Origin of the sequence: Methanoregula formicica SMSP (genome assembly GCF_000327485.1) — an archaeon.
In the GTDB taxonomy this organism is placed as follows: domain Archaea; phylum Halobacteriota; class Methanomicrobia; order Methanomicrobiales; family Methanospirillaceae; genus Methanoregula; species Methanoregula formicica.
Map to the genome: position 1 here is coordinate 253,518 of NC_019943.1, position 12,393 is coordinate 265,910.

A 12,393-nucleotide genomic window follows, 5' to 3' on the forward strand; every position below is an offset into this window, starting at 1 on the left:
TATGGCTCAAAATTCCGGTATCGAATGGACAGAAACAACATGGAACCCGGTCACCGGGTGCTCCAAGATCAGCCCGGGCTGCAGGCATTGTTATGCTGAGCGGATGGCTCTCCGGCTCCAAGCAATGGGCCAGCCGAATTACCGGAACGGATTTGCGGTGACCTTACACGAGCGGATGCTTCCGCTTCCTCTTGAATGGAGAAAGCCACGGATGATCTTTGTCAATTCAATGAGTGATCTCTTCCACAAAGATGTTCCGACCTCCTTCATCAGGAAAACATTTGATGTCATGCGAAAGGCATCGTGGCATACATTTCAAGTTCTCACAAAACGTTCCAATCGCTTCAGAGAGATCGAACAATCGATCGCGATACCGAAAAATGTCTGGCTGGGTGTCAGCGTTGAGTGCGAGGATTATCTCTATCGTATCGATGAACTCAGAGCAACAAGTGCGCAAACAAAATTCCTCTCGCTCGAACCATTGATCGGTCCGCTTCCGGGTCTGAACCTTCAAGGCATTGACTGGGTCATTGTTGGTGGCGAGTCCGGGCCCGGGGCACGGCCGATGCAGGAAGAATGGGTCACTGATATCCGCGATGTTTGTCTTGCATCAAACGTCCCGTTCTTTTTCAAGCAGTGGGGTGGTGTGTTCAAGAAGCGTGCAGGCCGGATCCTTGAAGGCCGGACGTGGGACCAGATGCCGGCAACAGTATAGGAAGGAGTCCGCATTTTCCCGACGATGACCGAAGGAGAAATATCTCTCCGAGCTATACTAAGAATCCTCAGATCGAGACTCTTCAAAAAATACCCGTGACAGGTCACTGACCCGTCACGGATCAGTAGATCATTCTCAAAGAACCCCCTGTTTTTTAAGACTCCCCCGGAAATCCCGATGAGGGGATTCTCCGACGTGTGACAGGTCGTCAGACTTAGAGCAGGAGAAGAATTCCCAATGAGGGATTCTTCGACGGTGAATTCTGATCCCACAAGACCCCTTAGGACTAAGTACCCTAAAAAGCAGGACTAATTCGGCAAAAAGCAGGACTAAGTCCCTTATTTTTCCCATTTTTCCGTCGTAAAAAATGAGACGTAAATAGCGCTAATACAGCCGCGAAAGTCGGGTCCGGACGTGCTGCTGGTTGTCGGGAAGGGAAAATCAGGGGTTCCGGATCGGGTCCCGGAACCGGGATTTCCACTCACTCCCCCTTCTTCTCCCCCTCCCCCGCCGGCCGGGCAAACGGCTTGTACGGCACCCCGCCTCCTTCGTAGAACTTGCTGAAGAATTCCACGAGATGGAGACGCATCGAGTGGATCGAAGGAGAGAACATCGCAAGCACGATGTTGAGGGCATGCAGCAGGAGGGCAACGATGATGCCGATGATGGCGATCTCGAATGCCCCGCCAAGCCGGTTGGCAACGATCGCGAGAATGACCGAGGCCATGCCGATTGCCATCAGCCGGGCGTACGAGAGGATGTTCCCTACCGTGCTCATCACTTCGATGGTGCCGAAGATCCCGGCCCCCAGAAGGATGAGCGGCAGGGCAACGATGACAAGAGCGATGGCCGGGTACATGGCAACTTCCGGCAGGAATCCCGCGAGGGTAGTGATCAGGACGATCAGTGCCACGATCATCAGCAGCATGCCGCACTTCTCGTACAGGTGCTTACGTTTCTTCGTGATGACCGCGTTCCGGATGCCGATGACGAGACCGAGGAGGACGTGGATGACACCCAGCAGGATCGCGAGTACGAGCATCGGGATCATCGCGTCCACCCGGTTCCACGTGATGCCAAGGAAATGGACCGGGTGGAACCAGCCCATGTGCTCGCCGAAATCGCCGAAGAATTCGCCAAAGAGGTAGCCAAAGAAGATGGCCGGGATCGATGAGATGATCAGGATGTCGGCAAGGCTCCGGGCAAATGCCATGGCCCGGAACCTGTGCCGGATCACGAGCGCGAAGGCGAGGATGACGAGCCCGTACCCGATGTCCCCGACCATGATCCCGAAGAAGAGCGGGAAGAAGATCGCAAGGATGGGGGACGGATCGAGCTCGCGGTACCGCGGCGGTGTGACAAGCTGCATGATGAACTCGAACGGTTTCACCCAGAAGGGATTGTCATAAAAGACCGGGGCACTCTCCATGTCCTTCTCGCTTGTCGGAAGCTCGCAGAGGACAACCCGACCGCTGAACCGGGCTTTCAGCTCCTGCTGGGTTTTCTTTACGTGTTTTTTGGGGATCCATCCCATGATCACAAACGCATACTCGGACTGCCCGAAGTTCCGGTACGCCCCGAGTTCGCAGTGGATATTATCGAGATAGGTTTTCAGGACAACGAGCTCCTGGTACCATGTTGCAGAGAAAGCGAGGAGTTCACGGTCGATCCGGGCTATCTCGTCCTGGGCCCGGAGCCGGCTGTCCTCGAGAAGGGCATACATCTCGTAGAACGGTCGGCCGGAATATTCCTTTGGCAGGCGGACCTCGTTCACGTTCACGGAGTAGATGAAGGAGTGGATCTCTTCGGAAAATTTCTTGGGAAAGACCATGATGGCCGCAAGGGTCTCTGCATCGACCGTTGTTGAGGTCATCTCGAAACGATCACCCGTGATTGCGAGGAGTTCCTTTTTGATCAGGTCCAGGACATCCTTGTGCTCCTGCTGGATGAGGAGGATCGTGACCTCGAAGCCTTCGAGCACGGGGAGTTCCTTTTCGATCGGCTGGATGATGTCGAGGACCTTCTCGTACCGGTTCAGGTTTGTTACCGAGAGCACGAGTTCGCCTTTCTTTGCCGCAAGCTCCCGTGTCGTCGTCTCGAGCGTGTGGATGATCTCGCGGCTCCGGGCAAGGATCTCCTTGTAGGTCATTGACGAAAGGGAAGCCCTCAGCGCATCCTGGGCGGTTTCATCGTCTGCGGTAATTGGAAGGGTTGAGAGGATTGCGCTGATGGTGGCAAGGACCGAGGAGACTTCTGCCGTCTCCTCCTGCCGCACGCTGTCAAGGCGGATCTCCTCCTTTGAGACAAGCTCGGTTGCTTTCTCAAGGTGGACCGTGCCTGCCTGGTACAGGAAATCCACTACCTGCCCGAGATCCTCCCGGGGTCCGACCACCTGGATCCGTTTCATCGCTTGGAGCATACGGCCCTCCTGTCCCTTGTGCCCCTCACTGCTCCCCGGTCACGTACCTAACGATCGCATCGGCAGCAGCGGGAATGTTTTTCTCCGCCCGGGCTATTGCCGCGGCGGTATCCTGCTCTGCTGCCCTCTTCAGCTCTGCGATCTCGGTCTCGGTCCTCCCCCGTTCCGTCCAGTAGACCTTTTCCGCGGAAGTCTTTGCCAGGCTCTCAGCCGTGCAGACGAGATCATCGGCCTCGCTCTGTGCTGCAGCGATCATCGCGGCGGCGTTTTTTCTCGTCCCCTCGATCCGGGATCCCAGTTCCTGCTCTTTGTCCCGGATCTGCTGCAGGAGCGTCCGTTCGGTATCCATCTCCCCTTCCCCGTTATAGTCCGTGCTTCCGTTTCAGGATCGAGGTCACCCCGCACGAGGGTCTCTGTGCAGGAGACGACTCGTTATCGCCCTGCTCCCCGGTCCGTAAAAGTCCCTTCGCCTTCAGTGCTGCATCCTCAATCCGCTTGCGGCAGCGCCCGACTGCCGCGTCCTGCAGTGCACCGATCGTTTTCATGAGGTCCTGTGCCACACCAGCACCTCCTTCGGAAATGATCAATTGCCTATACCGTGCCATGGGGATATAAACCTTGTTGAAGCTCTTCTGTCCATGGCCAATGGACGGTAATTCATTAAACATCCTGGGTCAGATGTATAATCATCAACGGGCAGACCGCCCTCCTGATCGGTTTTTTGGAGAGAGAACATGGACATGCTGGCAAACGTTGGGCTTCTCATCATCTTTATACTCGTGCTCATCCTCCCGTTCCGGGTGAAATATATCGAGTGTAATCTCGAAGCATTCCTCTTTGTCTGTGGTGTCGCAGCGCTGACCCTTTCCGGGTTCATCACCCTTCCCGGGGAGCAGACCGGCTGGAGCATCGCGATCGTTGAGGAGGCGCTCTTCTCCTCGCTGAACATCGCAAGCATCTGGGGCATCCCTGTCGGGATCGTCCAGATCGTCCTCCTCTTCGGTCTCCTGATCTACTTCTTCCACCACCGTATGCAGGAAGCGATTGTCGGTATGGTTGACCGGATCCCGCTGAAATGGATAGTCTTTCTCCTCATCGTCGGGCTCGGCCTGGTTTCAAGCATCATCTCCGCAATCCTTGCCGCGATCATCCTGGTCGAGATCGTCAACGCCCTGCCGATCGTGCAGAAGGCCAAGGTGGAGGTGACCGTTGTCTCCTGTTTCTCCATCGGCCTCGGGGCGGGCCTTACCCCCTTAGGGGAACCCCTGTCCACGATCGTTGTCTCGAAACTCTCGGGCGCCCCGTATTATGCCGGGTTCACCTTCCTCTTCGACCGGCTGGCCCTCTTCATCATCCCGGCCGTCCTTGCGCTCGGGGTCGTCGGGGTGGTCCTCTTCTCCCGGAGCCACACCGGCAATGAGAAACTTGAATGTATCGTCCAGCGCGAGTCGCTCAGAGAGATCTTCCTCCGGGCCGGCAAGGTGTATCTCTTCATCATGGCCCTTGTCTTCCTGGGGGAGGGGTTCAAGCCGCTGATCCTCCAGTATATCATCAGCATCCCGTCAGCCGGCCTGTACTGGATCAACATTGTCTCAGCAGTCCTTGACAACGCGACCCTTGCCGCAGCAGAGATCAGCCCGGCGCTCTCCGCCCAGCAGATCACAAGTGCTCTCATGGGCCTGCTCATTGCCGGCGGGATGCTCATCCCCGGGAATATCCCCAACATCATCGCGGCCTGCAAGCTGGGGATCACCAGCAGCGAGTGGGCAAGGATCGGCGTCCCTCTCGGCCTTGCGCTGATGGCAGTCTTCTTTGCCATCCTCTTTGTCCCGGCCTGGCTTGGCTTTGCGTGATATTCATGAGGGTGGAATGCCCAGATCAATGATACCTATGAGCGATGCAGGCGGGAACATGGCGGTGGCAGAGAAGGTTGAACAGGAGATTGCACGATTGTCCGATCCCTCCCTTGATGTCCGCCACGCTGCTGTTGCGGCCCTCCAGGAGATCGGGGAGCCGGCGGTTGTCCCGCTTCTTAAGGAACTTGCGGAAGCAGGAGACAATGACCGGCGCTGGTACGCAGCGGTTGCCCTCTCCCGGATCGGTGTTCCCGCCATCGCACCGCTCATTGAAGCCATGAAGGCCAACCCGGCGCAGGCATTCCGGCGCTATGGTGCAGCAGCACTGGGGGAGATGGGGGCAAAAGCTGTTACTCCGCTCATCGATGCCATGGCGTCCGATGAGGCAGAGCTCCGTGGTTTTCTTTCGCAGGCGCTCTGCCGGATTGGCACCCCCGCCATCGAGCCCCTGCGGCAGCGGCTGCATGATGCGGACGAGATTGTCCGGTCATGTGCCACGCTCACGCTCTGGAAGCTGGGCGAGGCGGGCGTGCCGGTCATTGTTGAAGACGCCAGAAAAGAAGACTAAAGAAGGTTAAGGGAATTGTGCCCCGGGGGATCCGGGGCAGGGCCAATAGTTCTATTCTGCCGGTGCTGCCGGAGTTTCACTGGCGGCAGTCGGCGGCACGGTGTGCCCTTTCTTCCGTGAATCAAGCCATTCGGAGAGCTGCCCCATCAGCGAGAGCACCGCGGGCATGATGAAGATCGCGCCCGTCAGGGAGAACCCGACTGCGATCAGGGTCGAGATGCCGAAGTTGCTGATGATGGGGAAGGTGGCAAGGCAGAGTGCCGAGAACCCGAAGAAGGTTGCAAGGCCCGAAACCGTGATGGCGCTGCCGATCTTCTGGACGCTCTCCTGGATTGCGGCAATCGGGTTGTGCAGCCGCTCCTCCTCTTCGGCATAGCGCTCCATCACCAGGATGGTGTACTCGGCGGCGACACCGATCGTCATGGACCCGAGCGTTGCCGTCAGCGGAGTGTAGGTAAGGCCGATGAGGTACATCATCACCGCGTTCCAGCCGACAACGAAGATGATCGGGATGATCGGGGAGACCGCGTGGAGGTGGCGGTATACCAGGATCAGGAACGCAAAGACGAAGATGAAACCGAGCAGGGTCATCTGGTCCTTGGACTCCGACATTGACCCGAGCAGGCTGGTGTAGAGTTCGAAACTCCCGGCCGGTTCGACTGTGATCCCGACGGGTGGTTCGAGGAACTTGATCTCCTTTTCCATCTGCTCTTTGAGATCGTTCATCTGGGTCATTTCCATGTCGGTGGTGCTGAACCGGACGATCCCGTTCATGGGGCTGCTGAGGTATGCCTCTTTCGTGCTCTGGGGGATCTTCGCAATGACGGTGTCGAGCTCTGCCTGGGTTTTGGGCATCGCGCCGCCATTGTACTGGAGGATGTAGGTGACAATGCTGGTCGCGCCTGTCAGCTCCTTGTGATGGGCCAGTTCATAGTCCTGGAACTCTTTGATCCATTTTACCGTATCAAGATCCGTGACGCGGGACCCCTGGACCATTAAGTCCGCGGTGCTGGTTGCCCCGATAATGCGAGTGACCTTGTCGATGTTGATCTTGGCCGGCATGTCAGAGGGGACAAACGCGTTCTCATCAGAACTGACCGGGATGGTCGGGTCGATCTGGAAGCCGATGAGGGCAATAAGGCCTGCAAGGAGCAGGACCGGCACCGGGTTCTTTGCAATCTTCACCGAGGTGCTGGTAAGGAAATCTGCGTACGAGAAGCCGCTCTTCTTTTTGTTCTGCTCCTTTCCGATGACCGTGTCACAGGCATCTGTCCCAACTGCGTAGCACTGCCCGGTCTGCGGTTTGGGCTTGTAGTTTAAGAGGAGGCCGAGCGTGGGCATGCCAATGCAGGAGAACCAGTAACAGGTATTAATACCGATGATGGCGACCAGCCCGAACGAGCGGATCATCGGGACAGTCGAAATGAACATGGCCACGAACCCCATGGAGGTGGCCAGCATCGCGTACAGCACGGCAGGGCCGGTACGGGTCACGGTCATGAAGACCGCGTCATCAAGCGATCCCTTCCGTGCTTCTTCATCGAACCGGGCATGGAACTGGATGGCGTAATCGATCCCAAGACCGATCAGGACCGGGAATGCCCCGATCACGGCCATGTTTAAGGAGATCCCGGCAAGGCCCATGAGCCCCAGCGATGTGATGAGGCCAAGGCCCACGAGAAGGACCGGCATGAAGCGGTGGCGGACATAGGCGAACAGGATCCCCATGGTGATGACCATCAGGATCATCGCCCCGCCAATGAGGATACCCATGTTGCTGGTTAAACCGGCACCCATCTGCTGGGCGAATGCCGGGGAGCCGGACATCTCTACGGTCACGCCTGGCGGAATGGGGGAGCTATCGATGACGGACTCGATATTATTCAGTACCGATTTCTGCACATCCTCGGACAGGCTAGGCGTGAGCTTGATCTGGACGAGTGTTAAGACATTGGAGGGATAGAGCGTGGAGCGCAGGTCTTCGGGAAGGGCGTTGACCAGCACCAGGGTCTCATCCTTTGATGAGGGAAGCGAGCCGCCGTTGTACGCCTTGAGGTAATCGGTGATGCTCCCAACGCTCTCGATATTCTGCTGCTGCTTGATGTTCTTCTCAAGGTCGTCGATATATGCGAGAACGTCCGGGCTGAGCGGATCGCCTGCCTCGATGATGAGGATGATCGAAGCCGATTTGTACTCCTGGTTGTATTTTGCCTGGAGGGCGCCCTGGGGAGTGTCCTTGTCAACGTAGGTCTCCCATCCGGTCTGCATGGAGAGCAGGGTCATGCCATACAGACCAATGCAGAAGACCGCGACAAGCAGGCAGGCTACGAGTTTGGGCCTCCTGGTGATGGCATGTGCGATGCCCTCGAAGATTTCCTTGATCATGGCCGTCCCTCGGCACGGTGTTGGGAGTGTTTTTGTTGGGGTGGGAGCAGCTGCTCCTGCGTAAACGTCATATGCCTTCACTGCGGTTTTGTCTTCCGCAGGTATGCCATGTACCCGATGCCTGCTGCAAGGACCACAAGGATGAGCCCTGCAACCAGGATTGTTGTCGGGATTCCTGCGATGGTACCGGCCTTTGCCGGGAGAACCTGAATGGTCACCGGCACGGTGTCGGACTCCATGCTGTTACCCAGCGCGTCACGGAACCGGAGTTTGCTGTCGAAGGTATACATCCCCGGCTCTGTCTCCCCGCTCACGGCAACCTCGTAGAGGGCAGTCGCGGTCTCCCCGGGGCGGATCTCGCCAAGGTACGCGACCGTGCCTTCTGCGGTGACTCCTCCATGGGTGGTGATCCGCGACTGGGTCTCATAGACCGTGGTCCTGCCGTTGTTCCGGTACGTGACCTCGATGTCATCATGCGAACCTGCTGCAACAGAAGGAACGGGGGATGTCACGGAGAAACTGATCTTGGAGCTTACCGGGATACCCACGGATTCGCTCCGGGAGGTGACGATCTCGCCCTCCCGGTTGGTATAGGTGACGGAGACATCGACCGGGTAAATCTGGTCAGCAGCGTCCTTGGAGGCAGAAATCTTGAACCGGGAGGAGATGATACCACCACTCGGGAAGTCCCCGACAAACGCGGTGCTGTCGGTCGGGATGACTGCGCTCGACCCGCTCTGCGTGAGTTTGACGCTCGCCTTAATGCCATCCTCGGGCCCGTCGTTTCGTATCTTGAGGACAACATACCCGGAAGTACCTGCACTGAGCGTGTCAGGAATGGCTTCGACCACCGCGATCTTTACCTCAGGTTTGATCCTGATGGTGACAGGGATGGTCGTGCTGGTTTTCGTGTAGGAGTACTGGTAGACATCAGCGACCTCCTGCCGCTCAATGTCGGGAACCTGGTAACTGATGGTCACCGGCAGCTGGTACTCGCCAATGGTTGCGTTCGAGGAGATCTTGGCGGAAAAGCTGACTGTCCTGCCTGCCCCCCCGGCGGGAATGTCGCCGACAAACTGCGGATCGCTCTTGACAATGATGGCATCGGTCCCCGAAGAGAGCCCGATCGTTGAGAATTTCGCCGTTGTCGGGAGGTCCTCGTAGCTGATCGTGCCCTGGTTGAGCTGTTTGAGCGTACTGACGCCGGTATTCCTGATGAGGATGGTAATGGTGGCATCCTCTCCCGGGGAGAACTCATTGGTTCCCACCACGCTGGCAGAGAGATCCGGGCTTCCCTGGAGGTATTTGGTTGCTGCGGAAGCCGGGATGATGACCGCTGCTGCGCAGACAAGGATGGCGATTGCGACAAGGGCAGCATTGCCACAAGTCCTGGAAAAACGGGAATGGGCCATGTTCTTCCCCGTTACTGGAGTTTCTTCTTACGGTAGTAATAGAATCCGGCAGCTGCGATGACGACCAGGACCAGCAGGGCCAGGAGTACCGGGTTGCCGGTGAGGGTTGACATGAAGTTCTTTTCGGGCACCACTTCAACATTGAGTTTTATGGGGTCCGAGACAACCTGGTTGTCAAGGGAATCGCGGTAGCGGACCTCAGCATCGATACCGTACGATTTCACGGTTGCAGTGCCATCGGCGGAAACAAGGAACGAGGCCTCTTTCATCTCTCCGGGAGCAAGGTCTCCTAAGAATGCCGAGTCATCATTGCTGCTGAAGGGGTCGACCATGCTGATCCGGCCTACGGCCTGGTGTGCTGTTGCCCCACCGGTATTCTTGAATTGTGCCGTGATCACTTTCTTCTGGCCTGCGGCAATAGTCTGCGGTCCGGAGACGATCGCGAACTTGATCTTTCCGCCAACCGGGATGCCGATGGATTCGCTCTCGGAAGTGATTGTGTCACCGTCACTGTTCTCGTATTTGACGTACACGTCGAGAGGATAGGTCTGCTCCTCTGCACCGGAGTCAATCGATGTCCGGAAGATAGCAGTTGCCGTACCCCCGGCACGGAAATCGCCGATATAGGCACTACCCTCGGTGGGAATAACCGGGCTGCCGTCATTCCGGGCAATGCTGAGAATGGCCTTCTTCCCGTCCTCGTGACCGATGTTCTTCACAATAAGGGTCACGTAGCCCTCAGTCCCGGCGTTGAGGCCGCTGACCTGCACGGACTCCACGTCAAGGCGGACGTCCGGCTTGATCTTCACGGGGATGGTGAGGGTCTCGTTCATGGCTTTGTACCGGTATTCGATCGTGTCGTATCCATACTGGTCGGCATTATAGAGGTAGGTGTACTGCAGGGATACTGGGAGCTGGTAGGTTCCGGCCGCTGCATCGGTCGGGACTTTCACGGTGAAGGTCGCGGTTGCCGTGCTGCTTGCCGGAAGGTCGCCGGTCAGCTGCGGGTCGGACTTCACGATAAGGGGAGAACTCCCTGCGCCAAGGCCTACGGTCAGGAATTTTGCCGTGTTCGGGAGGTCATCGCGGTTTACGATATTTGATCGGACGAACTTGAACTGGTTTGTCCCGGTGTTCTGGATCACGATCCCGAGCTGGACTTCTTTTCCTGGGGTGAGCTCGTTGTTCCCGGAGATAGCCGCAGAGAGTTTCGGGCTGCCTGCAAGGTATTGTGTCCCATCCTCTGCACTCACCGGAGCGATTGCAAACAATGTCATGGCAATGCCGGCCAGGAGCAGGAGGGACAGGTGGGGGTGGCTCCTGCCGTCCCGGCACGACGGGATTCCGGTTCTGATGAGGGAACCCCTGGTCAGGTAATTTATCGTTGTCATAAGAATTTCTCGCTGTTTTCCAGATGTCTCACTAGTGTTGAATTCAATCATATTAAAACATTTCTCCAATGGGTTATACATATGAATAGTAAACTCCGGAACTCCAGCCGGGCAAACAAGATGGGCACATGCCAGCCTCAGCGCAGGAGGTCCTGGAGCGCATCGATACGCTGGCGCAGGGCGTTCTCCCGTTCGGCAAAATCTGTGATATCCGCAATCGTGATGTAGGTGCTGGTCACGGAACCCTGTCGGGCAGCGGTGACCTTCCCGTGGATAAACCGCGGGATCCCGTCTTTCCTCCGGATCCAGATCCTGAACTCGCCGGGGACCCCGGAATCCGGCTCTACACTTTTGATTATCTCTTCGATCTTCGTCTTCTCGGAAAGCGGGATGAGGCCTGCATCAGCCATTCCCCCGGATACGTTCTCCACGATTATTGTTCCGTGGAGTCCCATGGTCATCATCTCCTCGTCTGAATAGCCGGAGATCTTGTTGATGCGGTGATTTGTGTACACCACCTTGTCGTTCTCGACAATGATGAGGCCGTCCTGGATATTCTCTGCCATCATCCGGAACCGCTGCTCGCTCTCGCGGACCTTTGCCTCCTGGTTTTTCAGCTCTGTGATATCGGTAAAGACGACGAAATTGTAGAGGATACTCCCGCGCCTGACGGCATTAATACGGATGTAGACAAACCGTTTCTCGCCATCTTTCCTGATGATCCACATCTTGAGATCGCCCGGGGACTCCGGGTGCGATTCGATGTCCCGGATTCGCCGTGTCACTTCGTCACGACACTCCTGAGGGATGATGGAGAGCGTGTTCATTGTCCAGAGCTCCTTGAAGGAATACCCGGTTATCTCGGCAATACGACGATTTGCGTACACGGTCTTCCCGTTCTCAAAGATGATGAGGCCGTCCCGGATGTTCTCTGCCATCATCCGGAACCGCTCTTCGCTCTCCCGGATCTCGCGCTCGGCAAGGATGCGTTCCGTCACATCCTCAAGCACCAGGGTGATCCCTTTTCCCCCGTCATCGAATACCGTGGGGATGCACTTCTGGTGAAAAATCCGTTCCTCTTTGCCTTTCACGAGGAAGGTGACGGTTGTCTCTGCCTTTTTTTTCTCCTTTGAGATGCTGTCCAGCAGCTCGTGAACATCCACTTCGGGAGACTGGAGAAACGAGATATTCTTCCCGACAGCCTCCTCCCGGGAAAGGTGGAGCAGGGTCAGGAAATTTGCATTGACATCGATGATCCGGAATTCGTCATCCAGCACCATGATGAGCTCCTTTGAGTAGCTCAGCATGGCGGAGAGCGGGACGCGCTGGGAAAGTGTGTACACCTTTGCCATGCCATAGGTCCGCATATCGACCTGCCCGGAGATAAGCAGGATATCCAGGTAACGCCCGATGGTATTCTTGTTCTTTTTGAGCGCTTTGGAGATGTCGGTGACACTCATGCCATTTTGGTTCTTTTTCAAAAGCTCCCGTATTGCGCCGAGTTCCTGCTGGTAATCCTGCATCATGGCTGTGAACATGCCCGGAGGCGTTGTAGGTAATCTATTGACCTCCAAAATTTATAAGTGTTATGAATCATCAGGATGTATAATCTATTAGTGAATAGTTTAAATACAAACAACGATAACA

10 protein-coding genes are annotated in these 12,393 nt (G+C 56.6%); 3 read left to right on the top strand and 7 right to left on the bottom strand.

Annotated elements, in window-relative coordinates:
* The first annotated feature begins 1 nt into the window (after position 1).
* Positions 2 to 715 carry a DUF5131 family protein gene (locus METFOR_RS01320; protein ID WP_015284307.1) on the top strand — a complete coding sequence of 238 codons (714 nt, stop codon included), beginning with the start codon at positions 2 to 4 and terminating at the stop codon, positions 713 to 715.
* Between the two features lie 481 nt (positions 716 to 1,196).
* Here the strand turns inward: METFOR_RS01320 and METFOR_RS01325 are convergent, their stop codons facing one another.
* From METFOR_RS01325 to METFOR_RS15205, 3 genes are read right to left on the bottom strand one after another with little or no spacing between them, the layout of a single operon-like run.
* Positions 1,197 to 3,134 (bottom strand): V-type ATP synthase subunit I, encoded by a 1,938-nt coding sequence (locus METFOR_RS01325; RefSeq protein ID WP_015284308.1) that lies wholly within the window; start codon positions 3,132 to 3,134, stop codon positions 1,197 to 1,199.
* A 25-nt stretch (positions 3,135 to 3,159) separates the two neighbouring features.
* A complete protein-coding gene (locus tag METFOR_RS01330; RefSeq protein WP_015284309.1) occupies positions 3,160 to 3,483 on the bottom strand; it encodes a V-type ATPase subunit subunit G family protein in 324 nt (107 codons plus the stop codon).
* A 13-nt stretch (positions 3,484 to 3,496) separates the two neighbouring features.
* Positions 3,497 to 3,694: a hypothetical protein gene (locus METFOR_RS15205; protein WP_148277560.1), complete on the bottom strand. Its 198-nt coding sequence runs from the start codon at positions 3,692 to 3,694 to the stop codon at positions 3,497 to 3,499.
* Positions 3,695 to 3,868: 174 nt separating this feature from the next.
* On the opposite strand from METFOR_RS15205, the gene METFOR_RS01340 reads away from it, so the two are divergent.
* Both METFOR_RS01340 and METFOR_RS01345 read left to right on the top strand, forming a co-directional pair.
* Positions 3,869 to 4,987, top strand: a complete 1,119-nt coding sequence (locus tag METFOR_RS01340) for a DUF1646 family protein (protein WP_015284311.1) — start codon at positions 3,869 to 3,871, stop codon at positions 4,985 to 4,987.
* Between the two features lie 37 nt (positions 4,988 to 5,024).
* On the top strand, positions 5,025 to 5,558 hold the full coding sequence (locus METFOR_RS01345; protein WP_233504424.1) for a HEAT repeat domain-containing protein: 534 nt from the start codon (positions 5,025 to 5,027) through the stop codon (positions 5,556 to 5,558).
* A 51-nt stretch (positions 5,559 to 5,609) separates the two neighbouring features.
* Here the strand turns inward: METFOR_RS01345 and METFOR_RS01350 are convergent, their stop codons facing one another.
* The 4 genes from METFOR_RS01350 to METFOR_RS01365 form a co-directional block, all read right to left on the bottom strand.
* Positions 5,610 to 7,943 (bottom strand): efflux RND transporter permease subunit, encoded by a 2,334-nt coding sequence (locus METFOR_RS01350; RefSeq protein ID WP_015284313.1) that lies wholly within the window; start codon positions 7,941 to 7,943, stop codon positions 5,610 to 5,612.
* 77 nt (positions 7,944 to 8,020) lie between these two features.
* Entirely contained in the window at positions 8,021 to 9,355 is a 1,335-nt protein-coding gene (locus METFOR_RS01355; protein WP_015284314.1) for a COG1361 S-layer family protein, read from the bottom strand.
* 11 nt (positions 9,356 to 9,366) lie between these two features.
* Positions 9,367 to 10,746 (bottom strand): COG1361 S-layer family protein, encoded by a 1,380-nt coding sequence (locus METFOR_RS01360; RefSeq protein WP_158491339.1) that lies wholly within the window; start codon positions 10,744 to 10,746, stop codon positions 9,367 to 9,369.
* A 137-nt stretch (positions 10,747 to 10,883) separates the two neighbouring features.
* On the bottom strand, positions 10,884 to 12,272 hold the full coding sequence (locus METFOR_RS01365; RefSeq protein WP_148277562.1) for a PAS domain-containing protein: 1,389 nt from the start codon (positions 12,270 to 12,272) through the stop codon (positions 10,884 to 10,886).
* Positions 12,273 to 12,393: the final 121 nt, after the last annotated feature.

Coding starts and splice junctions, on each gene's coding strand:
- METFOR_RS01320 (WP_015284307.1), top strand. CDS start 2: ATGGCTCAAAATTCCGGTATCGAATGGACAGAAACAACATGGAACCCG.
- METFOR_RS01325 (WP_015284308.1), bottom strand. CDS start 3,134: ATGCTCCAAGCGATGAAACGGATCCAGGTGGTCGGACCCCGGGAGGAT.
- METFOR_RS01330 (WP_015284309.1), bottom strand. CDS start 3,483: ATGGATACCGAACGGACGCTCCTGCAGCAGATCCGGGACAAAGAGCAG.
- METFOR_RS01340 (WP_015284311.1), top strand. CDS start 3,869: ATGGACATGCTGGCAAACGTTGGGCTTCTCATCATCTTTATACTCGTG.
- METFOR_RS01345 (WP_233504424.1), top strand. CDS start 5,025: ATGAGCGATGCAGGCGGGAACATGGCGGTGGCAGAGAAGGTTGAACAG.
- METFOR_RS01350 (WP_015284313.1), bottom strand. CDS start 7,943: ATGATCAAGGAAATCTTCGAGGGCATCGCACATGCCATCACCAGGAGG.
- METFOR_RS01355 (WP_015284314.1), bottom strand. CDS start 9,355: ATGGCCCATTCCCGTTTTTCCAGGACTTGTGGCAATGCTGCCCTTGTC.
- METFOR_RS01360 (WP_158491339.1), bottom strand. CDS start 10,746: ATGACAACGATAAATTACCTGACCAGGGGTTCCCTCATCAGAACCGGA.
- METFOR_RS01365 (WP_148277562.1), bottom strand. CDS start 12,272: ATGATGCAGGATTACCAGCAGGAACTCGGCGCAATACGGGAGCTTTTG.